The 23,410-nt window shown below is 69.8% G+C and carries 17 protein-coding genes; 13 read left to right on the top strand and 4 right to left on the bottom strand.

The annotated features are described in order from the left end of the window. Nucleotides 1-72 precede the first annotated feature (72 nt). Nucleotides 73-1,188 (bottom strand): PP2C family protein-serine/threonine phosphatase, encoded by a 1,116-nt coding sequence (locus tag AB0B64_RS36235; protein ID WP_358183124.1) that lies wholly within the window; start codon nt 1,186-1,188, stop codon nt 73-75. Between the two features lie 118 nt (nt 1,189-1,306). Here AB0B64_RS36235 and AB0B64_RS36240 point away from each other — a divergent pair, with 118 nt between their 5' ends. Both AB0B64_RS36240 and AB0B64_RS36245 read left to right on the top strand, forming a co-directional pair. Beyond that, a complete protein-coding gene (locus AB0B64_RS36240; RefSeq protein WP_357953490.1) occupies nt 1,307-2,533 on the top strand; it encodes a GNAT family N-acetyltransferase in 1,227 nt (408 codons plus the stop codon). Between the two features lie 45 nt (nt 2,534-2,578). Next, nucleotides 2,579-2,725, top strand: a complete 147-nt coding sequence (locus tag AB0B64_RS36245; protein ID WP_357953492.1) for a hypothetical protein — start codon at nt 2,579-2,581, stop codon at nt 2,723-2,725. On the opposite strand, the gene AB0B64_RS36250 is transcribed toward AB0B64_RS36245, so the two are convergent. Further along, the gene (locus AB0B64_RS36250; protein WP_225292568.1) at nt 2,722-3,189 is read right to left on the bottom strand and encodes a ribose-5-phosphate isomerase; all 468 of its coding nucleotides are present in this window, start codon (nt 3,187-3,189) and stop codon (nt 2,722-2,724) included. The two genes, AB0B64_RS36245 and AB0B64_RS36250, sit on opposite strands and share 4 nt — an antisense overlap. A gap of 113 nt (nt 3,190-3,302) precedes the next feature. Between AB0B64_RS36250 and def the strand changes: the two genes are divergently transcribed. Further along, on the top strand, nt 3,303-3,788 hold the full coding sequence (gene def / locus AB0B64_RS36255) for a peptide deformylase (RefSeq protein ID WP_357953494.1): 486 nt from the start codon (nt 3,303-3,305) through the stop codon (nt 3,786-3,788). A gap of 51 nt (nt 3,789-3,839) precedes the next feature. After that, on the top strand, nt 3,840-4,541 hold the full coding sequence (locus AB0B64_RS36260) for an SDR family oxidoreductase (RefSeq protein ID WP_357953496.1): 702 nt from the start codon (nt 3,840-3,842) through the stop codon (nt 4,539-4,541). A 46-nt stretch (nt 4,542-4,587) separates the two neighbouring features. Here AB0B64_RS36260 and AB0B64_RS36265 read toward each other — a convergent pair whose 3' ends face one another. Together AB0B64_RS36265 and AB0B64_RS36270 are read right to left on the bottom strand one after the other, a co-directional pair. Further along, on the bottom strand, nt 4,588-5,991 hold the full coding sequence (locus AB0B64_RS36265; RefSeq protein WP_357953498.1) for an aldehyde dehydrogenase family protein: 1,404 nt from the start codon (nt 5,989-5,991) through the stop codon (nt 4,588-4,590). 154 nt (nt 5,992-6,145) lie between these two features. Then, nucleotides 6,146-6,649: a disulfide bond formation protein DsbA gene (locus AB0B64_RS36270; protein WP_357953500.1), complete on the bottom strand. Its 504-nt coding sequence runs from the start codon at nt 6,647-6,649 to the stop codon at nt 6,146-6,148. 220 nt (nt 6,650-6,869) lie between these two features. Between AB0B64_RS36270 and pepN the strand changes: the two genes are divergently transcribed. From pepN to AB0B64_RS36315, 9 genes are all read left to right on the top strand, one after another. After that, nucleotides 6,870-9,428, top strand: coding sequence for an aminopeptidase N (pepN, locus tag AB0B64_RS36275; protein ID WP_357953502.1), 2,559 nt, complete (start codon nt 6,870-6,872; stop codon nt 9,426-9,428). Nucleotides 9,429-9,559: 131 nt separating this feature from the next. Then, a complete protein-coding gene (locus tag AB0B64_RS36280; protein ID WP_358183128.1) occupies nt 9,560-10,795 on the top strand; it encodes an ROK family transcriptional regulator in 1,236 nt (411 codons plus the stop codon). A 23-nt stretch (nt 10,796-10,818) separates the two neighbouring features. Further along, a complete protein-coding gene (locus AB0B64_RS36285) occupies nt 10,819-11,748 on the top strand; it encodes a sugar ABC transporter permease (RefSeq protein ID WP_358183131.1) in 930 nt (309 codons plus the stop codon). Further along, on the top strand, nt 11,741-12,547 hold the full coding sequence (locus AB0B64_RS36290; RefSeq protein ID WP_358183134.1) for a carbohydrate ABC transporter permease: 807 nt from the start codon (nt 11,741-11,743) through the stop codon (nt 12,545-12,547). The genes AB0B64_RS36285 and AB0B64_RS36290 overlap by 8 nt, the downstream gene beginning before the upstream one ends. Nucleotides 12,548-12,574: 27 nt before the next feature. After that, nucleotides 12,575-13,837 carry a sugar ABC transporter substrate-binding protein gene (locus AB0B64_RS36295; RefSeq protein WP_358183137.1) on the top strand — a complete coding sequence of 421 codons (1,263 nt, stop codon included), beginning with the start codon at nt 12,575-12,577 and terminating at the stop codon, nt 13,835-13,837. A gap of 9 nt (nt 13,838-13,846) precedes the next feature. After that, nucleotides 13,847-15,010 (top strand): glycoside hydrolase family 15 protein, encoded by a 1,164-nt coding sequence (locus tag AB0B64_RS36300; RefSeq protein ID WP_358183140.1) that lies wholly within the window; start codon nt 13,847-13,849, stop codon nt 15,008-15,010. Further along, nucleotides 15,007-17,268 carry a TIM-barrel domain-containing protein gene (locus tag AB0B64_RS36305; protein ID WP_358183143.1) on the top strand — a complete coding sequence of 754 codons (2,262 nt, stop codon included), beginning with the start codon at nt 15,007-15,009 and terminating at the stop codon, nt 17,266-17,268. Before AB0B64_RS36300 ends, AB0B64_RS36305 begins: the two co-directional genes overlap by 4 nt. A gap of 13 nt (nt 17,269-17,281) precedes the next feature. After that, on the top strand, nt 17,282-20,554 hold the full coding sequence (locus tag AB0B64_RS36310; RefSeq protein WP_358183147.1) for a TIM-barrel domain-containing protein: 3,273 nt from the start codon (nt 17,282-17,284) through the stop codon (nt 20,552-20,554). After that, complete coding sequence (locus AB0B64_RS36315; protein ID WP_357953519.1) at nt 20,551-23,379, top strand: TIM-barrel domain-containing protein; 2,829 nt, start codon at nt 20,551-20,553, stop codon at nt 23,377-23,379. Before AB0B64_RS36310 ends, AB0B64_RS36315 begins: the two co-directional genes overlap by 4 nt. Nucleotides 23,380-23,410: the final 31 nt, after the last annotated feature.

The raw sequence follows: 23,410 nt of genomic DNA on the forward strand, positions 1-23,410 counted from the left end.
AACTCTTCGAGGATCTCAAAGTCGATCAAGCGCTGCCAGTGACCTTGTTCACGCCTTGACCCGTGTGATTCGTCACGGACGCCAGATGAGCACCAGCGCGCAGTCGTCGTTGTGGCCCGACGCCATGGCGTTGACCAGGGCCCGCGCGCCGTCACGGAAACCCGAGGGCAGCAGCCGCTCCGCCTCGCCGAGCAGCTTGTCGAGCCCGGCGTCGATGTCGCGCCCCGGCTGTTCGATCAGCCCGTCGGTGTAGAGCAGCAGCGCGTCGCCCTTGCGCAGGGTGCCGCTGTCGGGCTCGCAGTGCAGGTCGGGGACCACGCCGAGGACGACGCCCTTGGCCGTGGCGACCTGCCAGTTGCCCGTGCCCGCGTCGAACTTGACCACCGGCGGGTGGCCGGCCGAGGTGATCGTGTAGTCGCCCGTCGCCAGGTCGAGGCGTACGTGCACGGCCGTCACGAACCCCTCGTCGCCGCGCTGGCGGTGCAGGTAGGTGTTGCAGGCCGGCAGGAAGTCGACGCCCGAGCCGAGCAGCCCGCCGAACGTTCCGGACAGCAGCAACGCTCTGGTGCCCGCGTCGACGCCCTTGCCCGACACGTCGACCAGCGCGATCTCCACTTTGTCCTCGTCGCGCATGGAGACCAGGAAGTCGCCGCCGAAGGAGGAGCCGCCGGCCTGCTTGAGCACGACCTTGCCGCCCCAGTCCTTGGGCAGCGCGGGCAGCTCACCCTGGCTCCTGAGCCGGTCGCGCAGCTCCAGCAGCATGGCGTCGCCGCGCAGCCCCTGCACGCCGAGCTTGCCCCGGGTGCGGGCCATCAGCACCGCCAGCACCGTGGTGAAGCCGATCGTCACCATGAGCCCGAGGCCGATCTGGCCGACCCCGAGGGTGCCGGCGATGTAACCGAGCGAGATGATCACCGCGACGAGCAGCTTGATCAGGCTGTTCAGCCGCAGCTGCAGGCCGCCCACCAGAAGGATGAGGATGAGCAGCGAGGGCGAGAACCACTCGGTCGAGATCTGCGCGGCCAGCAGCCCGATGACGAGCGTGAGCATCGTCAACGTGACCAGCAGGTTGCGGTCTCGGGCCAAGGAGCCTCTCCTGAGGAACCGGACGACGGACACCAGAAATGGCACCCGCACCAGGAGCGCGCGGAGCCGTGGCGGTATCTGCAGCGCCGAACGGGAACTCATGATGCGCCTGACTGTAGCGCTCTGGCCTCCCTTTGGGCAGCCCACTTGACCAAGGCCTTGATCATTAAGCACGTATATTGGGTGGCCCCTCCCCTTTGCCCGCTCCTACCGTGGACGGATGACGTATCCGATCCGTCCGGTGGACGAGGCCGAGTGGCCGAAGTTCGCCGACGTGCTCTCCGAAGGCTTCAACTGGACGCCGCATCCCCAGGAATTCGAACGAGCCAAGGCGCAGACCGAGTTCGATCGGACGCTCGCCGCGTTCGACGGCGATGTCATGGCCGGTGTCACCGCCGTCTTCTCCTTCACCATGACGGTCCCCGGCGCGCAGATACCCGTCGCGGGAGTGACGGCCGTCAGTGTGCTCCCCTCCCACCGCCGTCGCGGCGTGCTGTCGAGCCTGATGCGCAGGCAGCTGTCCGACGTGCGCGACCGGGGCGAGTCCGTCGCCGCCCTGTACGCCTCGGAGTCCGTCATCTACGGCAGGTTCGGGTACGGCAGGGCGTCGACCGAGATGGGATTCAGCGTCGCCAAGCACGGCTCGGCGTTCGTGGCGAACGCCCCCACGGACCCCGCGCTGCGCCTCAGGGTGGCCAAGCCGGCCGAGGCCCGAGCCGAGTTCGAGCGGCTGTTCGCCTCCGTCGTGACCGCCCGTCCCGGGCGCTATCTCCGTAACAAGCACTTCTGGGATGGTCTACTGGCCGACGAGGAGTTCGACCGGCATGGAGACGGGGCTCTCCGCTCGGTGATCGCCGAGGACGACCGGGGCGTACGCGGTTACGCGTTGTTCAGGGTCAAGGCGAGCTGGGACGACAACGGCGTGCCCAACGGCCTGCTGAAGCTGGCGGAGCTGGAGGCGGCCGACCCCGCCGCCCGCGCGCTGCTGTGGCGCAGCGTGCTCGACCGCGACCTGATCTCCCGGGTGGAGGGCAGCCGGCCGGTGGACGACGCGCTCCTCGCGCTGCTCGCCGACCCACGGCAGCTCCGGGCGAGCTGCACCGACGAGCTGTGGGTACGCCTCGTGGAGGTGGACCGGGCGCTGACCTCGCGGGCGTACTCGTCGGCCGTCGACGTGGTGATCGAGGTCGAGGACGACGTGTGCCCGTGGAACGCCCGCCGCTGGCGGCTCAGCGCCGACACCTCCGGCGCGGAGTGCAAGCCGGTGGAGGACGAGCCCGACATGTCGCTGCGGGTCTCCTCGCTCGGCTCGGCGTACATGGGCGACGGCCTGCTCTCGGCGCAGCTCGACGCGGGGCTCCTGCGCGAGCACTCGGCGGGTTCGGTGCGCAGGCTCGACGCCGCCATGGCGTGGAGCCCGAAGCCGTGGGGCGGACTGTCCTTCTGACGCCGTCCCATCCGACACAGGCCCCTCTGACGTAGGCTCGCGGGCATGGCACTGCAGAGCTTGCAGATCACCGCGATCACCGCGATGCGGGCCCGCGACGTGTCGCGGCCCTCGAAGGAGCAGCAGGAGGCCGCCGACAGGCGGCCCCTGCGTGACGAGATGCCCAGACGCGAGCCCAAGCGGCGGGCTTAGGGCAGAGAGGGCAGCTGGCCGATCGTCTCGTAGGTCGCCACCTGCGCGATGCGGCGGGCGTGCCGCTCCGAGCCGGAGAACTGCGTGGCGAGGAAGGTCTCCACGAAGCCGGTCGCCTCGTCGTCGGAGTGCATGCGCGCGCCGATGGAGACGATGTTGGCGTTGTTGTGCTCGCGGGCGAGCCTGGCCGTCTCCTGGCTCCAGGCCAGGGCGGCCCGGATGCCGCGCACCTTGTTGGCGGCCATCTGCTCGCCGTTGCCCGACCCCCCGATGACGACGCCCAGGCTGCCCGGATCGCCGGCGACGCCCTCGGCGGCCCGCAGGCAGAACGCCGGATAGTCGTCCTCGGCGTCATAGACGAACGGACCGCAGTCGGTCACCTCGTGCCCGTTGTCCTTGAGCCAGGACACAAGGTGGTTCTTGAACTCATAGCCGGCATGGTCGGCACCGATATAGACACGCACGCGCCCAGTCTTCCACAGCGCCGCACACGGGCCTCGCACCAGCGCGTCGGCTGGCTAGAGTAAGGACCTCATCGGTTATCCATCCCTTACGGAAGTTACGGAAGTAGAGCATCATGCGCGAGATCCGCGTCCTCGGCGATCCTGTGCTGCGCACACCCGCCGAGCCCGTCGAAGGCTTCGACCGCGAGCTGCGCCGCCTCATCGACGAGATGTTCGAGGCGATGTACGCGGTGGACGGCGTCGGCCTGGCCGGCCCGCAGATCGGCGTGCCGCGGCGGCTGTTCGTCTATGACATCAACCGCCGCAAAGGTCACATGATCAATCCCGTGCTGACCGTGGACGATCCCGAAGAGGTGCTGGACGAGGAGGGCTGCCTGTCGGTGCCTGACCGGCAGACGGGCACGCCGATCTACGCCCCGGTGGCGCGGGCGGCGGGGGTGACCGTCGAGGGGTTCGACCGGCTCGGCCGCCCGCAGCGCGTCAAGGCACGCGGCTCACTGGCCCGCTGCTTCCAGCACGAGACCGAGCACCTCGACGGGCGGCTGTACGTCGACCGGCTGCCGAAGCCGGAGGCGCGCAAGATCATGCTCAGAACGTAGGTTGGCGGTATGAGTGAATCTTCGGGACAAGTTTTTTCGGGGAAAGGCGCGTTGGTCACAGGTGGCTCCCGGGGCATCGGCCGGGCCATCGTCGAACGGCTGACCGCCGACGGCGCCGAAGTGGTCTTCACCTATCGCGGCAACGCGGAGTTGGCCAAGGAGGTGGCCACGGCGACCGGAGCGCATGCCGTACAAGCCGATCAGGCGAGCAGGGCGGATCTCGACCGGCTGTTCGCCACGGCCGAGGAGCTGTTGCCGGGGCTCGACATCCTGGTCGCCAACGCGGCGGAGACCGGGCAGGGGCTCATCGCCGACATCACGGACGAGTCCTACGAGCGGGTGTTCACGGTCAACGCGCGTTCGGTGTTCCTGGCCATCCAGTGGGCCGGGCGGGTGATGCGCGACGGCGGGCGGATCATCAACATCTCCACGCTCAACACGCGCGTGCCCGGCCCGGGGATCTCCCTCTACGCGGGGAGCAAGGCGGCCGTCGAGCAGTTCACCAAGGTCGCGGCGCGTGAGCTGGGCGGGCGCGGCATCACGGCCAACATCGTCTCGCCCGGCGCGACCGACACCGACATGCTGCACGGCAGCAATCCGCCGGAGGCGCTCGAACAGATCCCCGCGATGACCGCGCTGCGACGGCTGGGGCAGCCGGACGACATCGCGGCCGTGGTGGCGTTCCTGGCCGGACCCGACGGGCGGTGGATCACCGGCCAGAACCTGCTGGCGGCCGGCGGGCTGCTCCTCTGAGCCGCGACGGCTTCCGCGGTGCGACGACTGCGGAGCCGCGACGGCTTCAGAGCTGCAGCGACTTGACCTCGAGGAACTCCTCCAGCCCGTGCTCGCCCAGTTCGCGGCCGATGCCTGACTGCTTGTAGCCGCCGAACGGTGCGAGCGGATTGAACGCGCCGCCGTTGATCGCGACCTGCCCGGTGCGCAGCCTGCGCGCCACCGCGACGGCGCGCTCCTGGGTGCCCGCCCACACCGCGCCGGCCAGGCCGTAGGGGGTGTCGTCGGCGATGCGGACGGCCTGGTCCTCGCTGGTGTAGGGGATGATCGACAGGACCGGGCCGAAGATCTCCTCCTGCTCGATCGTCATGCCCGGCTCGACCGCGGCGAAGACGGTCGGCTCGACGTAGTAGCCGCGCGGGTGCGGGCGTTCGGTGCCCCCGGTCACCAGCCTGGCGCCCTCTTCCTGGCCCCGGTTGATGTAGTGGATCACGCGGTCGCGCTGGGCCTCGGAGACGAGCGGGCCGATGCGGGTGGCCTCGTCGAACGGGTCGCCCACGGTGTAGCGGCGCGCCGCGTCGACGGCGAGGTGGACCGCGTCGTCGTACTGGTCGCGGTGGACGATCATGCGGGTCCACGCTGAGCAGGTCTGGCCGGCGTTGATGAAGCAGTTGGCGACGCCGACCTTGACGGCGGCGCCCAGGTCGGCGTCGGGCAGGATCAGGTTGGCGGACTTGCCGCCGAGCTCCAGCGCCACCCGCTTGACCGATTCGACCGCCAGCGACGCCACCCGGCGCCCGGCGGCCGTCGAGCCGGTGAAGGAGATCATGTCGACCTGCGGGTGCGCGGCCATGGCCTCGCCCACCACCGGTCCGCGCCCGCTGACCAGGTTGAACACGCCGGCGGGCAGGCCCACCTCGTGGAAGATCTCGGTCAGCGCGTACGCCGCCAGCGGCGCCACCTCGGACGGCTTGAGCACGACCGTACATCCGGCGGCCAGAGCCGGGGCGACCTTGCAGACGATCTGGTGCAGCGGGTAGTTCCACGGGGTGATGGCGGCGACCACGCCGACCGGCTCCTTGAGCACCAGCGAGTTGCCGACGCGCGACTCGCGCGGATGGCTCTCGGCCAGCCGGGCGTAGCCGGCCAGTACGCCCGCGGGCATCAGCGTCTGCACCTTGAGCGCGAAGCCCAGGGGTGAGCCCATGTCGGTCGCGATGGTCTTGGCGATGTCGCCGGCGCGCTCGGTCAGCAGCTCGGCGGCGGCGGCCAGCAGCTTGCCGCGCTCGGCGGCGGAAGTGGCGGACCAGGAGGGGAAGGCGCTCCGGGCGGCGCGTACGGCCGCCTCGACGTCGTCGGGGGCGCCGGCCGGCACCCGGTCGATGATCTGCTCAGTGGCCGGGTTGACGACCTCGATGGGCTCGCCGGAGACCGAAGCGGTCCAGACACCGCCGATGTACAGCTGACGCATAGCCCCCATCCTTGCGCGCCGGCCGTCGCTGAGCGAGGGCGTGGCGCCTCGTTCGGCTGCATCTTTCAGAAGGGTGCTGCTCTTTCAGAAGAGTACGGCCGGACACACCGGATAGGCGCGGATTGCGCCGCTACAAGTCACTGCGAGGTGAAAGTCAGTCGAAGCTCGGCCGCCGGGTACGCGAGCGCTTGAGCTCGAAGAAGTCGTCGAACTCGGTGACCAGCAGCACGCCGTCCCAGAGCCGGCCCGCGTCCTCGCCCCGGGGGATGGTGGTGACCACCGGGCCGAAGAAGGCGTTGGAGCCGACGCGGATGACGGGGGTGCCGACCTCCTGGCCGACCAGGGTGATGCCCTCGTTGTGCGACTTGCGGATGGCGTCGTCGTACTCGGTCGATTCCATGGCCTCGGCGGCCAGGCCCTTGTCGAGACCCACGGCCTCGAGCGACTCCTCGGCGATCAGGCGCAGGGTGTCGATGTCTCGGCCCCGGCCCTCGTTGTGCAGGCGGGTGCCGAACTCGGTGTAGAGGCGGCCGATGTACTCCTCGCCGAAGCGGTCGGCGGCGGTGGCGATGACCCTGATGAGCTTCGCGCCCCGGGCGGACGACGCACGGTATTCGTCGGAGACGTCCTTGTCCTCGTTGAGGACCTGCAGGCTCATGATGCGCCAGCGAGGCTCGATCGGTCGAACCTTCTCGACTTCGAGCAGCCATCGTGACGTCACCCAGGCAAATGGGCAGAAAGGATCGAACCAAAGGTCTACGGGGGTCGTGTCAGTCACGAGGGCCATAACCTGGGGTGTCGATGTCCTATTCCCCGCGTGGCAGGATACCGACAAACCTCCATAAAGTGGCGAAAAGAAGTGCGAAAAGGAGTGGAACTTGGCAGGCAACCTGACCCGGGACGAGGCTCGCGAGCGCGCCCGGCTGTTGAAGGTCGAGTCGTATGAGGTCGCACTCGATCTGACCGAGGGAGACGAGCGCTTCGAGAGTGTCACGACCGTCCGGTTCAGCAGCAGCCGCCCGGGCTCGGCCACGTTCATCGATCTCCACGGCGCGCACGTTCGCAAGGTCACGCTCAACGGGGCCGACCTCGACGTCTCCACCTACGACGCGGAGAAGGGGCGCTTCCCGCTCCCCTCGCTGGCCGAGTCCAACGAGCTGCGCGTCGACGCCGACTGCGTCTACATGCGCAGCGGCGAGGGGCTGCACCGCTTCGTCGACCCGGTGGACCAGAAGGTCTACCTGCACAGCCAGTTCGAGACGGCCGACGCGCACCGCATGTACGCCTGTTTCGACCAGCCCGACCTCAAGGCCAGCTTCCAGCTGACGGCGCTGGCCCCGGCCGACTGGGAGGTCGTCTCCAACGCGGCCGCCTCCTCGGTCGAGTACCTGCCCGAGCAGGCCGGCAAGCACGGCATGGTGCAGGCGGCCAGGCGCTGGCTGTTCCCCGCCACGCCCGTCATGTCGACCTACATCACCGCGCTGGTGGCCGGGCCGTACCACAAGGTGACCTCCGAGCACGACGGCATCCCGCTGGGCATCTACTGCCGCGCCTCGCTCGCCGAGCACCTCGACGCCGACAACATCCTGGAGGTCACCCGGCAGGGCTTCGACTTCTTCCACAAGGTGTTCGGCGTCCGCTACCCGTTCGGCAAGTACGACCAGCTGTTCGTGCCGGAGTTCAACGCGGGCGCGATGGAGAACGCCGGCTGCGTGACCTTCCTGGAGGACTACGTCTTCCGGTCCAGGGTCACCGACGCCGTCGTCGAGCGGCGCGCCGAGACGATCCTGCACGAGATGGCGCACATGTGGTTCGGCGACCTCGTGACCATGCGCTGGTGGGACGACCTGTGGCTGAACGAGTCGTTCGCCACCTACATGTCGGTGCTCGCCCAGGCCGAGGCGACCCGCTGGGGCAAGGGCGCCTGGACGACGTTCGCGAACGTGGAGAAGTCCTGGGCCTACCGCCAGGACCAGCTGCCGTCCACGCACCCGATCGCCGCGGACATCCCCGACATGCAGGCGGTCGAGGTCAACTTCGACGGCATCACGTACGCCAAGGGCGCCTCGGTGCTCAAGCAGCTGGTCGCCTACGTCGGGCTGGACAACTTCCTGGCCGGGGTGCGCGACTACTTCGGCGAGCACGCCTGGGGCAACACCGAGCTGAAGGACCTGCTCGGGGCGCTGGAGCGGACCTCGGGGCGCGACCTGTCGTCGTGGTCCAAGGAGTGGCTGGAGACCGCCTGGGTCAACACGCTGCGCCCGTCGTTCACGGTCGCCGACGGCCGCTTCGAGACCTTCGAGGTGCTGCAGGAGGCGCCGGCCGACTACCCGACGCTGCGCTCGCACCGGGTCGCGGTCGGCCTCTACTCGCTGGCCGACGGTGTGCTGACGCGTACCAAGCGGGTCGAGCTGGACGTGGTGGGCGCCAAGACGAGCGTCGCGGAGCTGGTCGGGGAGGAGCAGCCCGACCTGGTCCTGGTCAACGACGACGACCTGACCTACGCCAAGATCCGGCTGGACGAGCGGTCGCTGCGTACCCTGGTCGACGGCGGCATCGCCGGCTTCACCGAGTCGCTGCCCCGGGCCCTGTGCTGGTCGGCCGCGTGGGACATGACCCGCGACGGCGAGATGTCCACCCGCGACTACGTCAAGCTGGTCGTCTCGGGCGTCGGCACGGTCAAGGACATCACGGTCCTGCAGGCCGTGCTCCGGCAGGCGCGGATGGCCATTCAGCAGTACGCCGACCCGGCGTGGCGGGCCGAGGGCCTGTCGCTGCTGGCCACCGAGCTGCGCACGCTGCTCGCCACGGCGGAGCCGGGCTCGGACCACCAGCTCGCCTTCCTGCAGGCGTTCGCGCCCACGGCGACCTCCGAGGCCGACCTGGCGATCATCGCCGGCATCCTGGACGGCTCGGCCGTGCCCGAGGGGCTGACCGTCGACACCGACCTGCGCTGGACGCTCGTCCACGCGCTGGTGGTGGGCGGCCGGCTGGACGGCGCCGACATCGACGCCGAGCTGGCGCGTGACGCCACCGCCACCGGCGAGCGCTCCGCGGCGCTGTGCCGGGCGGCCATCCCGACGGCCGAGGGCAAGGCCGCCGCGTGGGCCTCGATCGTGGGCGGCAAGCTGGCCAACCACATCGCCCGTACGACGGTCAACGGCTTCCAGGATCCGCATCACCCGGAGCTGCTGGCCCCTTACCGGGAGAAGTACTTCGCGGAGATCGGCCGGATCTACCGGGAGTGGACGTTCGACCAGGCGCAGACGTTCACGGTCGGCTGCTTCCCCGCGCTGCTCATCGAGCCGGAGACGGTGCGGGCGGCGGAGTCCTACCTGGAGAAGGAGCAGCCGCCGCAGGCGCTGCGCCGGATGATCCTGGAGGGCGCCGACGGCGTCAGCCGGGCGCTGCGCAACCGCGCGAAGGACGCGTCCTAGCGAACAGCTCTTGAGAAGGGGTCTCCGGCGACGGAGGCCCCTTTTCGCGTTCCCGGACCCTTGACAGCGGCGTGCCGCGGCTTCATATTTTCACCACTAACTTTATTTCTAAAGAAAGTCGTTCTCATCACATGGCAGGCACTGATCGCGGTGATCTCACGAGGACGGCGATCCTCGCGCTCCTCGGCACCGTCGGGCCGCTGAGCCGCACCGAGCTGGCGCGCGAGCTGGACCTGAGCCCGGCGACCGTCACGCAGCTCACGCGCGAGCTCATGGGTTACGGGATGCTCGAGGAGCTCGACCTCAAGCCGTCGCGCGGCGGGCGGCCGGCCCAGCGGCTCGGGCTGGTGGGCAGCGCGGGGCGCGCGCTCGGCGTGAAGGTGACGGCCGACCATCTCGTGCTGGTCGACGTGCGGCTCGACGGCGAGGTGCTGGGGGCCTGGGAGTGCGCGTTCGACCCGTCGTCTCCTGAGGCGCTGGACCGGCTGGCCGACGCCGTCGAGGCGGTGGTCTCGGGCAGCGGGCACGGGCTGACGGCGCGTACGTCCGTCTCCGCCGACCACGGGCAGGCGCCGCCGCTGCTCGGGATCGGTGTCGGGGTGCCCGGCAGCGTGGAGGACCAGGCGGTCGGTACGGTCAACGCGCCGACCCTGGGTTGGCAGGCCATGCCGGTGGGCGAGCGGCTGCGGCGGCGGCTCAAACTGCCCGTGCTGGTGGAGAACGACGTGAACGCGCTGGCGGCGGCCGAGCGGCTCTACGGCCGGGGGCGTACCCACCGGGACTTCCTGGTGCTGACCATCGGGCGCGGCGTCGGCGCGGCGATCGTGGCCGACGGGCGGGTCTACCGGGGCGCCAGGGGCGGGGCCGGGGAGTTCGGGCACGTGCCCGTCGATCCGGCGGGGCCGGTGTGCGGGTGCGGGGCGCGCGGGTGCCTGGAGGCGTACGTCGGCTCGGCGGGACTACTGGCGGCGGCCCGCGCCAAGAACGGCGGCTCGGCCGGTCTTACCGGGCCGGGCGCGGCCGGGGCGGCGGGCGATCCGGCGGCGCGGGAGGTGTTCGCCGAGGCGGGGGCCGTGCTCGGGCGGGCCGCGGCGGGGCTGATCAACGTCGTCGATCCCGAGGTCGTGGTGGTGCTCGGCGAGGGGACGGCCGACTGGCCGCTCTGGCAGGTGGGCTTCGACCCGGCCGTCAGGGCGCAGCTGTACCCGGGGCGCAGGGACATCTCGATCGAGGTGGAGAGCTGGGACGACACCAGCTGGGCCCAGGGCGCGGCGGCCCTCGTACTGGCCACCCCCTTCGACGCCGCCGGGGCCGCCGGGGAGCAGGGCCGCCTGGTCCGGGCCCGCCTGATCGGGACGACGCCATGAGCCAGTTACAGAGGAGCGAGCGCATGACCCTCACCGCCGTCCGGCCGCAGGCCGGGGGCACGCAGGAGCGGCGGGCGCCGCGGCGGCGCTGGCGGTACGCCGGGACCGTGGCCGTGTTCCTGCTGCCCAGCCTGATCCCGCTGACGCTCTACACGCTGATCCCGATGGTCGCCTCGTTCTGGACGAGCCTCCACGAATGGGACCTCATCACCGAGATGCGCTGGGTCGGCCTCGGCAACTACATCGAACTGCTCGGCGACGCCGGGACCCGGGCCGCGTTCCTGCACACGCTGTACTTCATCGCCGGTTACCTGCCGCTCGTCTACCTGGGCGGGCTGGGGCTGGCGCTGCTGCTGAACCGGGCGATGCCGGGACGCGGGCTGCTGCGCGGCGTCTACTTCCTGCCCGTCATCACCAGCTGGGTCGTCGTGGCGCTGATGTGGAAGTGGCTGCTCAACCCGGCCAGCGGGGTCGTCAACTGGGCGCTGGGGCTGTTCGGTGTCAGCGGGCCCGGCTGGTGGACCGATCCCGACTGGGCGATGCCGTCGATCATCTTCGCCTCGGCCTGGAAGGACCTGGGCTTCGTGATGATCATCCTGCTGGCGGGGCTGCAGGCCATCCCGCAGGAGTTCCAGGAGGCCGCCATGGTCGACGGGGCGAGCGCCGTGCGCCGGTTCAGGCACATCACGCTGCCGCTGCTGTCGCCGTCGTCGTTCTTCGTGGTGGTGATCTCGCTGATCAACGGCTTCCAGGTCTTCGACCAGGTGAAGATCATGACGGGTGGCGGGCCGGGCGGCGCGACGCAGGTCGTCGTGTCGCAGATCTACGACCTCACTTTCCGGTACGGCCGGGCGGGCGCGGCCTCGGCGCTGTCGTGGCTGCTGTTCGCCCTGGTGCTGCTCGTGACGATCGTGCAGATCCGAGGGCAGCGGCGGTGGGTGACCTATGGGTAAGGCGATCCGCTACCTGCTGGTGGGCCTCGGCGCGGTGGTCATGCTGTTCCCGTTCGCCTGGGCGGTGATCACGTCGATCACGCCGAGCGACGCGGTGCTGGCCGTACCGCCGGACTTCACGCCCGACAACGCGAGCCTCGACGCCTACGGCAAGCTGCTCGACACGCTGCCCTTCTGGCGGATCGTGGCCAACAGCGCCTGGATCGGGGCGGCCTCCACCACGCTGCAGCTCCTCACCAGCGCGATGGCCGCCTATGCCTTCGCCAGGCTGCCGTTCCCGGGGCGGAGCGCGCTGTTCGCCGTCTATCTGGCGACGCTGATGATGCCGCTGCCCGTGCTGGTCGTGCCGCTGTTCATCGAGATGCGCACATTCAACCTGGTCGACACGTACTTCGCGCTGCTGGCGCCGACGATCGCGTCGGCGTTCGGGGTGTTCCTGCTGCGGCAGGCCATCAACCAGGTGCCGAGGGAGTTCGACGAGGCGGCCGTGCTGGACGGCGCCGGACATTTCCGGATTTTTGTGTACGTGGTGCTGCCGCTGATCAGGCCGGCCCTGGCGACGTTCGCCATCTTCGGCTTCATGGCCAGCTGGAACAGCTACCTCTGGCCGCTGATCATCATCAAGTCGCCCGAGTTCATGACGCTGCCGCTGGGCCTGGCCACGCTGCACGGCCAGTTCACCACCGAGTGGGACGTGGTCATGGCGGGCTCGGTGATCAGCGTGGTGCCGATCCTCATCCTCTACGTCTTCGCGCAGAAGCACGTCATCGCCAGTGTCGCGCAGAGCGGGCTCAAGTAGTTGTGCACAAGTAAAGGAAGTCCCCCCATGTCACAGAAGATCAGGGTCGCCGCCTCTTTGGCGGCCGCCGCGCTGCTCGCCACCGCCTGCTCCCAGGGGTCGGCGACGAAGGCCCCGTCCGGCGAGGGCGGCAAGGTGACGCTGCGTTACTTCACGTTCTCGGCCGCGCCCGACCATGTGAAGGACCTGGACAAGATCGAGAAGGCCTTCGAGAAGGAGAACCCGAAGGTCGACGTGGTGGTGGAGACCGCCCCCTTCGACGAGTACTTCACCAAGCTCCAGACCAGCATCGCCGGCGGCACCGCGCCCGACACCTTCGAGCTCAACTACGAGAACTTCGTGACCTACGCCAGCGCGGGCTCCCTGCTCGACCTGGACACGGTGAAGGGCGACGGCGACCCGTCGGTGTACGCCAAGGAGTCGCTCGAGGCGTTCAAGCGCGACGGCAAGCAGTACGCGCTGCCCGCCTCGTTCTCCACGGTCGTGCTCTTCTACAACAAGGACCTGTTCGACAAGGCCGGAGTGGCCCCGCCGACGGCCGACTGGACCTGGGCCGACGAGCAGGCCGCCGCCGCGAAGCTGACCGACAAGAAGAAGGGCGTGTTCGGCGACTTCCAGCCGGTGCAGTTCTTCGAGTTCTACAAGACGCTCAAGCAGGCGGGCGGCGAGTTCCTGTCGGCCGACGGCAAGAAGTCGGCGTTCAACAGCCCGGCCGGGGTCAAGGCGGCGCAGTGGCTGGTCTCCAAGGTCGGCAAGACGATGCCGACCGAGGCGGAGATCGGCGGCACCGCCGACTACGACACGAATCTCTTCAAGTCCGGCAAGCTCGCCATGTGGCACAACGGCATCTGGCAGTTCGCCGGGCTGAAGGACGCCGCCTTCACCTGGGACGTGGTCGTCGAGCCCGGTGACAGCGCCAAGGCCAGCGCCGTCTTCCACAACGCCGTCGCCGCCTCCTCCGGCACCAAGCACGGCAAGGAGGCCTGGGCCTGGGCCCGATTCCTGTCGTCGTCGAACACCGCGGCGACCACCCGCGTCGAGTCGTCGTGGGAGCTGCCGCCGGTCGCCGACCAGGCGGTGCTGTCCGGCTATCTCAAGGACCCCAAGCCCGCCAACCGCCAGGCGGTGTTCGACTCGCTGAAGTCGATCGCGCTGCCGCCGGTCATCAAGCGCCAGCAGGAGATGCAGGACGCCGTGACCAAGCAGCTGACCGAGGCCGCCGCCGGGCGCAAGCCGGTGGAGGAGGCGCTCAAGACCGCCGCCGCCGACGTAGACGCCCTGCTGTCTTAGGAGAGTTCGTTGTCCCTTGTCTCGCACAGCCTCGACCTGATCCAGCGGCTCCAGTCCCCCACCGGCGCCTACCCGGCCTCGCCCACCTTCTCCGCTTATCGCGGCTACTCGTGGCTGCGTGATGGGGCGTTCATCGCCGAGGGGGTGAGCAGGCACGGCGACGCCGCCGGTGCGGACGCCTTCCACACCTGGTGCGCCCGGGTGATCGGCGACCGGGCGGGACAGGTCGACTCGCTCGTCTCGCGCGCGGGACGCGGTGAACCGGTCTCGCCCGCCGAGATGCTGCCGACGCGGTTCACACTCGACGGCGTGGACGGGGACGTCGACTGGTGGGACTTCCAGCTCGACGGGTACGGCACGTGGCTGTGGGCGCTGCGCGAGCACTCCTTCCGGCACGGCCGGGCGGTCTCGGGTGTGGAGAAGGGGGTGCGGACGGCGGCCCGGTATCTCACCTCGTTCTGGGACATGCCGTGTTACGACTGGTGGGAGGAGCATGTCGAGCAGCGGCACGTGGCGACGCTGGGCGCGGTGCACGCCGGGCTGCGGGCGGCCGTCGGGCTGGGTGTGCTGAGCGGGGCCGAGTCAGAGGCGGCGGGGCGGGCGGTGGAGGGGATCGCGGCCCTGGTGGCCGCCGAGGGCGTCTCGGGCTCCGCCGCTCAGAAGTCCGGATATCTCACGAAATGGCTGGGCAGCGAGGCCGTGGACGCCAGTCTGCTCGCGTGCGTCGAGCCGTTCGGGCTCTACGCGGCCGATCACCCGGTCGGCGCGGCGACGGTGGCCGAAGTGGAGCGGCAGCTCGCCGTCGACGGCGGCGTGTACCGCTACCGGGCCGACACCTTCTACGGCGGCGGGCGCTGGGTGCTGCTGGCCGGGTTCCTCGGCTGGAACCACGCGCGGGCCGGGCGGCGTGCGGAGGCCCGGCGGTACCTGGACTGGATGGCGGCCCAGGCGACCGCCGAGGGTGACCTGCCCGAGCAGGTGTCCGACCTGCTGCTGGCGCCCGACCGGCTCCAGGAGTGGCTGGACCGATGGGGCACCGTGGCCACGCCGCTGCTGTGGTCGCACGGGATGTACCTGATCCTCGCCGACGAGCTGAACAAGCTGGACGAGCTGGACGAGCAGGGTGGGCTTGACGAGCAGGGCGGGCTTGACGAACAGGGGGTGCGGGCATGATCCGGCATCGGCCGTACGGGTCCGGGCACCCGTACGCCACGACCGAGGACCAGCGCGTGCCCGCCTGGCCGATGGACGGCGAGGCGGTGGAGCTGCGGGTGCGAGCCTCGGCGAAGGTCGTCTCGGTGGTGTGCGAGTGGGCCACCGGCGGGAAGGCGCCCGTCGAACTGCCGCTGGCCAGGTCGGGTGCCGCACCGGACCCGGACACGGCGGAAACAGTGGAGGCGGCGGAGGCCGCGGAGGCAGCCGAGGCGGAGACCGTTGACGGCGGGCATCTGGCCGCGGCGCAGGCCAGGGCGGCGCGGGCCGCCGCCGGATCATGGGTGGCGCGCTCACCCGTGTTGCGCGCCGGACACCGGTACGCCTACCGGTTCCGGGCCGCGCTGGACGGCGGTGGGAGCCGTACCAGCAGGTGGTTCGAGGTGACGGCGGCGGCGTGGGGCCGGAGCGGCGGGAAGCTCGTCGTGCGCGGCGCCGACCGGGTGGTGCCGGGGAGCGTGCGGTGGCTGGTCGGCGGCGACGGGGCGCGGCGGGTGCGGTTCGAGCTGGCGCTGGCCGACGGCGAGCACGTGGTGGGGTTCGGCGAGCGGTTCGACGCGGTGGACCAGCGCGGGCGGCGGCTGGACGCGGTGGTGTTCGAGCAGTACAAGGCGCAAGGGGCGCACGGCAGGACGTACCTGCCGATGCCGTTCGCGCTCGTGGTCGGCGGGGCGGCGAGCTGGGGGTTCCACGTCGAGACGTCCAGGCGGACCTGGTACGACGTCGGCGCGTCCACCCCGGACCGGCTGGTCGTGGAGGCGGAGGTGGGGCCGGACGGCGAGCCCTCGGTCCGGCTCTATGACGGCGCGACCCCGGCCGACGTGCTGCGGGACTTCCTGGACGAGGTGGGGCGGCCGACGGAGCTGCCCTCGTGGGTGTTCCGGCTGTGGGCCAGCGGCAACGAGTGGAACACGCAGGAACGCGTGATGGCCGAGATGGACCGGCACCGCGAGCACGACATCCCGGTCGGGGCGCTGGTCATCGAGGCGTGGAGTGACGAGACGACGTTCACGGCGTTCCGAGGGGCCGAATACGAGCCGTCGGAGGAGCCGCACCGGCTGGCGGACTACGTCTTCCCGCCGGACGGGCCGTGGCCGGACCCCAAGGGCATGGTGGACGAGCTGCACCAGCGGGACGTCAAGGTGCTGCTCTGGCAGATCCCGCTGCAGAAGATGCGCCCGCACCCCCGGCACCAGGCCGCCGTGGACGCCCGGCAGCTGGTCGAGAACGGCTACGGGGTCAGGGAGGCCGACGGCCGGCCGTACCGGAACCGGGGCTGGTGGTTCCCGCTGGCGCTCATGCCCGACCTGTCCTCGCCCGAGGTCCGCGACTGGTGGACGGCCAAGCGCGCCTACCTGGTGGACGAGGTGGGCGTGGACGGGTTCAAGACCGACGGCGGCGAGCACGCGTGGGGCCACGACCTGCGCTACGCCGACGGGCGCAGGGGTGACGACGGCAACGGCCTGTTCCCCGTGCATTACGCGCGTGCCTTCGGCGAGCTGCTGGAGCGCTACGGCAAGGCGCCGGTGACGTTCAGCCGGGCCGGGTTCGCCGGATCCCAGCCGCACGGCGTGTTCTGGGCCGGGGACGAGGACTCGACCTGGGCGGCGTTTCAGTCGTCCATCAGGGCCGGGATCACCGCCTCGGCCTGCGGGATCGTCTACTGGGGCTGGGACCTGGCCGGGTTCTCCGGTGACCTGCCCGATGCCGAGCTCTATCTGCGGGCGGCGGGGGCGGCGGCGTTCATGCCGATCATGCAGTACCACTCGGAGTTCAACCACCACCGCCTGCCCCTCAGGGACCGCACGCCGTGGAACGTGGCCGAGCGGACCGGCGACGACCGGGTGCTGCCCGTCTTCAGGCGGCTGGCCAAGGTGCGCGAGCGGCTCGTGCCGTACCTGGCCGGGCAGGCCCGTCAGGCGGTCGGCGGCGGGGCGCCGCTGATGCGCGGGCTGTTCTTCGACCACCCGGACGACCCGCGCGTCTGGGAGCGTCCGCTGCAGTACAAGCTGGGCGATGCGCTGCTGGTGGCCCCGGTGACGGCGCCCGGGGTCGCGGAGCAGGCGGTCTACCTGCCCGCAGGCGACTGGGTCGATGTCTGGACCGGCCGCGCCCATCGCGGCGGGCGCGAGGTCACGCTGCCCGCGCCGCTCGACCGTCCGCCGGTCCTCTGCGCGGCGGAGCACTGGCCTCATCTCTCACCCGTGTTCGCCACCTGATAGGAGCTCCCCCGTGATCCGGTTACGGTCGGGCGTCATCGTCGCGGTGATCGCCCTGCTGGCCTCCCTCGTGACCGTCCCCGCGTACGCGCTCGACGGCATCTTTCACAACCCGACCGGGATCGACGACCTCTACTCCAGCGAGCCGACCGAACGCGCTCCCCGTGACCCGATGGCCGGGGACGCCGTCCAGATCAACGCCACCACCTGGCCCATCGAGTCCGGCCAGACCGTCTGGGTGACCTGGACCAAGAACGGGACCGCCCAGACCCCGATCGGCGCCGCCTGGGACCACAACAACGGCAACAACAGCTACTGGAAGATCAACCTGGGCACCTTCGCCCGAGGCGACAAGATCTCCTACACGGTCAACGCGGACGTGAACGGGGGCGGGCAGAAGAGCACGGGCCCGTTCGCGTTCACGGTCACCTCGTGGAGCACGGTGACGAACGTGACCGGCTACACCAACAACAGCACGTCGGTAGATGTCACGACTGGTGACAGCGCGGGGAGCTTCACGCCGAAGATCCGCTTCGCCTTCCCGGCGCTCGACTGCTTCCGCACGCAGATCGCCCCCAGCGGCCAGGGTCTGAACATTTCCGGAGTGTCCGGCTATACGGTGACGGATTCCGCGAGCACCCTCACCCTCTCCACCACGAGCCTGGTGCTGAAGATCCAGAAGTCGCCCTACCGCCTGTCGGTCTACAAGGGCGACGGGACGACGCTGATCACCCGGCAGTACGACCCCGCCACGTTCAGGAACATCGGCTGGGCCAGCGACGGCGCCACCACGGTCACCAAGATCGAGGACCACTTCATGTCGCCGTCGGGCGAGCGGTTCGAGGGCTTCGGCGAGCGCTATGACCGCCTCGACCAGCGCGGCACCGACGTGCACAACTACGTCTACAACCAGTATCGCGACCAGGGCAGCACCCGGCGCACCTACCTGAGCGTGCCGTTCTTCCTGAACTCGGCCGGTTACGGGGTCTACCTCCCCAGCACCCGCTACGCGATCTTCAACCTCAACACCCACCTCGCCGACCTGGCCGGGTTCACCGTCGACACGAGCGGCGCGCTCGACTCGACGCTGGACTACCACTTCTTCGCCGGCACCCCCGCGGAGATCGTGGACGACTACACCGCGGTCAGCGGCCGGCCGCAGCTGCCGCCCAAGTGGGCGTTCGGCGTGTGGATGTCGGCCAACGAGTGGAACACCCAGGCCGAGGTGGAGAGCGAGCTGGACAAGGTCGGGACGTACAAGATCCCGCACACGGCGATGGTGCTGGAGCAGTGGAGCGACGAGGCCACGTTCTACCTGTGGCACGGCGCCACGTACACGCCCAGCGCCGGCAGCGGGAAGCTCGCCTACGGCGACCTGACCTTCCCGGCGGGCGGCGAGTGGCAGAACCCGAAGGCCATGGTCGACAACGCCCACGGCAAGGGGATCAAGATGATCCTCTGGCAGATCCCGGTCTTCAAGGAGAACTTCGACACCAATCCCCCGACCGCGCCGCAGCAGCATCTCAACGACAAGAGCTACGCCCAGGCGCAGGGCTTTGTCGCGAAAAATCCGTCCAACGCGCCGTATCGGATTCCGACCGGACAGTGGTTCGGCGACAGCATGGTCCCCGACTTCACCAGTACGGCGGCGACCACCTGGTGGATGAGCAAGCGCGACTACCTGATCAACGAGGTCGGCATCGACGGCTTCAAGACCGACGGCAGCGAGGCGATCTTCGGCCGGGGCGTCACGTTCGCCGACGGCCGCAAGGGCGACGAGATGCACAACGCCTACCCCAACAGCTACACCAAGGCCTACAGCGACTACGTCAAGGCCGAGAGCGCGGACAACGTCATCTTCAGCCGCGCGGCCACCGCCGGCGGTCAGAAGAACTCGATCTTCTGGGCCGGTGACCAGAACTCCAGCTTCTCCGCCTTCCAGGAGGCGGTCAGGGCCCAGCTCAGCGCCGGGCAGTCCGGCGTGCCGTACACGGCCTGGGACCTGGCGGGCTTCACCGGTGACTTCCCCAGCGCCGAGCTCTACCTGCGGGCGGCGGCGCAGGCGACGTTCTCGCCGGTCATGCAGTATCACTCGGAGAAGTCGAACCCGGGCACGTCCGAGGCCCGCACGCCGTGGAACGTCCAGGCGCGCAGCGGCGACACGACGGTCGTGCCGACCTTCCGGAAGTTCGCCAACGTCCGGATGAACCTGATCCCCTACCTGTACACCGAGGCCAAGGCCAGTTCGACCACCGGGGCGCCGATGATGCGGGCGATGAGCTTCGCCTTCCCCGGCGACGCGACGGCCGCGGCGCAGGACCAGCAGTATCTGTTCGGCTCCCAGTTGCTCGTCGCGCCGGTGACCACGCAGGGCGCGACGACGAGGAACGTCTACCTGCCCGCGGGCGAGTGGTACGACCTGTGGAACGGCGGCCGCTTCACCGGCCCCGGCACCAAGTCCTACGCCACGGCCCTCGACACGATCCCGGTCTACGCCAGGCCGGGCGCGATCATCCCGCTCAACCTCAACGCCGACTACGAGCTCGGCGGCGAGATCGGCAACAGCGTCACGAGCTATCCGAACCTGGTCTTCCGGATCTACCCGTCGGGCAGCTCCTCCTACTCCTACTTCGAGGACTCGGCGGGCACGAACCGGACGATCAGCTCGGCCGAGAACTGGGCCGGACACTCGGTGACGCTCACCGTGCCCACGCTCACCACGACCAGCACGCTGCAGGTGGCGAGCACGAAGCCGACGACGGTGACCGGCGCGACCGCGCGGGCCACGCTGGCGGCGCTCCAGGCGGCGGCCGAGGGCTGGTGGTGGGACCCGGTGCGGCAGCTCACCTACGTCAAGCTGGCCGCCAGTGCGTCCAGCAGGACCGTCACGCTCAACGGCGTGGACAAGGCCGCGTACGAGGCGGAGTTCGGGACGGGCACCGGCACGACGACCAACACCGACCACGCGGGCTACACCGGCACCGGGTTCGTCGACAACTTCGCGAGCTCGGGTGACGCGGTGACCTTCCAGGTCAAGGCGGACGCGGCGGGCAGCCATCAGCTCAAGTTCCGCTACTCGACCACGGTGGCCGGCACCAGGACCGTCTACGTCGACGGCGTCTCGGCGGGCACGCTCACGCTGCCCGCGCAGGCGAACTGGGACACCTGGGGCACCGCCATGCTCACCACGGCCCTCACCGCGGGCGCGCACACCGTCAAGATCGCCTATGACGCGGCCAACACCGGCGGGATCAACCTCGACAACCTGGTGGTGGGCCGGCCATGAAACGCGCTCTCATCCTTCTGACGGTGCTCCTGGGCACCTTCCTCGTCGCGGGGGAGGCTCGGGCGGCGGTCCAGCGGGTGCAGTTCACCAGCGGATCGACCTATCTGATCGTCGAGTTCCTCGACGACGACCTCGTCCACTTCGAGCTGGCCTCAGGGACCAGCCCCGGCACCGGATCCGCGCTGTTCACCACGCCGCAGGTGGCGAAGAAGGACTACACCGGTCCGTCCTCGTTCAGCCAGAGCGGCAACACGCTGACCACGGCCTCGATGAAGGTCGAGGTCACGGCCGGCACGTTGTGCGTGCGGGTCTCGGACCCGGTCAGGCAGCTGTACGAGGCGTGCCCGCGCAACCTGACCCAGGCGTGGAAGGGCCTGACGATCACCAAAGGCTCGATCCAGAACGCGTACGGGCTGGGCGAGCAGTTCTTCATGGGCGGCAGCTCCGATGGCGACTGGGTGGGGCGCTCCCGCACCCCGGGAGGCCCCTACGGCAACGCCATGGCCTACGACACCGACAACGGCCCGGTGGGCAACGCGCAGATCCCCGTGCTGTTCGGGGTCGGCGCGTCGAACCTGAACTACGGGTTGCTGCTCGACCAGGTCTACAAGCAGGAGTGGAACCTGACCGGCGACCCGTGGACGGTCGACACCTGGGGCGACCAGCTCAGGTGGTACACGATGACCGGGCCGGACCTGCCCGACCTGCGCAAGGACTACATGGAGCTGACCGGCCGGCCGCCGGTGCCGCCGAAGAAGGCGTTCGGCATGTGGGTGTCGGAGTTCGGCTACGACAACTGGGCCGAGATCGACAGCCGGCTGAACGGGCTGCGGGCGGCGAAGTTCCCCGTGGATGGGTTCGTCCTGGATCTGCCCTGGTTCGGCGGGGTGACGGCCGGGTCCGACAACACCCGCATGGGCACGCTTTCCTGGGACACGGCCAACTTCCCCAACCCAGCGACCACTATTTCCAATTATCAGGCGAACAAGGGCATCGGCCTGATGACCATCGAGGAGTCGTACGTCGGCAAGAACCTCGCCGAGCACGCCGACCTCGCCAACCGCGGCTACCTCGTCAGGTCCGGCTGCGCGACCTGCTCCCCCGTCTACCTCACCGCCAACGACTGGTGGGGCCGCGGCGGCATGATCGACTGGACGCAGGACGCCGCGGCCGACTACTGGCAGACGACCAAGCGCCAGCCGCTCATCGACCAGGGCATCATGGGCCACTGGCTGGACCTGGGCGAACCGGAGATGTACGACGCGGCCGACTGGACGTCCGGCGTGCTGCCCGGCAAGCACGCCCACGCCGACTACCACAACGTCTACAACCTCAAGTGGGCCGAGAGCATCGCCAGGGGCTACGCGTCGAGCACCAAGCGGCCGTTCGTGCTGGCCCGCTCCGGCGCCGCCGGGATGCAGCGCTACGGCGTGGCCATGTGGTCGGCCGACATCGGCTCCAAGCTGACCGCGCTCGCCCAGCAGCAGAACGCGCAGCTGCACATGTCGATGTCCGGCATCGACTACTACGGCTCCGACATCGGCGGTTTCCGCCGCGAGATGCTCGACTCCGACCTGAACGAGCTCTACACCCAGTGGTTCGCCGACGGCGCCTGGTTCGAGGTGCCGATCCGGCCGCACACCGAGAACCTGTGCAACTGCGCCCAGACCTCGCCGGACGCGATCGGGCACACGGCCAGCAACCTCGCCAACCTCCGGCAACGGTATGAGCTGGCCCCGTACTACTACTCCCTGGCCCACCGGGCCTACCTGTACGGCGAGCCCGTGGTGCCGCCGCTGGTGTACCAGTACCAGAACGACGCGAACGTCCGCGAGATGGGGCACGAGAAGCTCATCGGCCGCGACCTGCTCGTCGGCGTCGTAGCCGGCGCGAACGAGCGCAAACGGGACGTCTACCTGCCGGCGGGCTCCTGGTTCGACTACGCCTCGGGCGAGAAGCTCACCAGCACCGGCCAGTGGTTCACCGACCGGCCGCTCTGGGTCGGCGGCGCGTTCCGGCTGCCGGCGTTCGCCAGGGCGGGGGCGATCATCCCGAAGATGTACGTGGACGACAAGACCATGAACGTCGTGGGCAAGCGGACCGACGCCACCACCAGGAACGAGCTGGTGGCCCGGGTCTACACCGACCCGGCCGCCTCGAACTTCACCCTGTACGAGGACGACGGGGCGACGACCGGCTACCAGAGCGGCGCTGTACGCACGACGCTGTTGAGCCAGCAGCTCAGCGGTAGCACGGCGACCGTCACGGTGGCCGCCTCCAGCGGCACCTACACCGGCGCGCCCGCGAGCAGGACGAACGTGGTCGAGCTGGTCTCGGACACCCAGGCATCCGCCGTCACGCTCAACGGCACCGCGCTCACCCAGCACGCCACCAAGGCGGCCTTCGACGCCGCGACCAGCGGCTGGTACAACGCGGGCGGCAACCTGATCGTCGCCAAGTCGGCGAGCACGAGCGTCACAACCGCCAAGACGTTCGCGTTCACGCTCGGGCAGGCTCCGGCGTCGATGACGTTCAGGTGCGACAACGGCACGACCACCACGGGCCAGTCCGTCTACGCCGTGGGCAGTGTCCCGCAGCTCGGCGGCTGGTCGGTGGCCAGCGCGGTCAAACTGTCGCCGACCGCCTACCCGACCTGGACCGGAACCATCGGCAAGCTGCCGCCGAACAGCGCCATCGAGTGGAAGTGCGTCAAGCGCCAGGAGACGAACTTCCCCGACACCGCCGACCAGTGGCAACCCGGTGGCAACAGCACCTTCACCAGCCCCGCCTCGGGAACGGGAGGCACTACCACAGGGGCGTTCTGAGCGCCGGATCCGGCGCGTCCATCGAGGTCGC

It is taken from the genome of Nonomuraea sp. NPDC049129 (genome assembly GCF_040648495.1).
In the GTDB taxonomy this organism is placed as follows: Bacteria; Actinomycetota; Actinomycetes; order Streptosporangiales; family Streptosporangiaceae; genus Nonomuraea.

Bases quoted from the DNA above. Each gene is read 5' to 3' on its own strand.
- AB0B64_RS36235 (WP_358183124.1), bottom strand. From the start codon at position 1,188: ATGAGTTCCCGTTCGGCGCTGCAGATACCGCCACGGCTCCGCGCGCTC.
- AB0B64_RS36240 (WP_357953490.1), top strand. From the start codon at position 1,307: ATGACGTATCCGATCCGTCCGGTGGACGAGGCCGAGTGGCCGAAGTTC.
- AB0B64_RS36245 (WP_357953492.1), top strand. From the start codon at position 2,579: ATGGCACTGCAGAGCTTGCAGATCACCGCGATCACCGCGATGCGGGCC.
- def (WP_357953494.1), top strand. From the start codon at position 3,303: ATGCGCGAGATCCGCGTCCTCGGCGATCCTGTGCTGCGCACACCCGCC.
- AB0B64_RS36265 (WP_357953498.1), bottom strand. From the start codon at position 5,991: ATGCGTCAGCTGTACATCGGCGGTGTCTGGACCGCTTCGGTCTCCGGC.
- AB0B64_RS36270 (WP_357953500.1), bottom strand. From the start codon at position 6,649: ATGAGCCTGCAGGTCCTCAACGAGGACAAGGACGTCTCCGACGAATAC.
- AB0B64_RS36280 (WP_358183128.1), top strand. From the start codon at position 9,560: ATGGCAGGCACTGATCGCGGTGATCTCACGAGGACGGCGATCCTCGCG.
- AB0B64_RS36285 (WP_358183131.1), top strand. From the start codon at position 10,819: ATGACCCTCACCGCCGTCCGGCCGCAGGCCGGGGGCACGCAGGAGCGG.
- AB0B64_RS36290 (WP_358183134.1), top strand. From the start codon at position 11,741: ATGGGTAAGGCGATCCGCTACCTGCTGGTGGGCCTCGGCGCGGTGGTC.
- AB0B64_RS36295 (WP_358183137.1), top strand. From the start codon at position 12,575: ATGTCACAGAAGATCAGGGTCGCCGCCTCTTTGGCGGCCGCCGCGCTG.
- AB0B64_RS36305 (WP_358183143.1), top strand. From the start codon at position 15,007: ATGATCCGGCATCGGCCGTACGGGTCCGGGCACCCGTACGCCACGACC.
- AB0B64_RS36315 (WP_357953519.1), top strand. From the start codon at position 20,551: ATGAAACGCGCTCTCATCCTTCTGACGGTGCTCCTGGGCACCTTCCTC.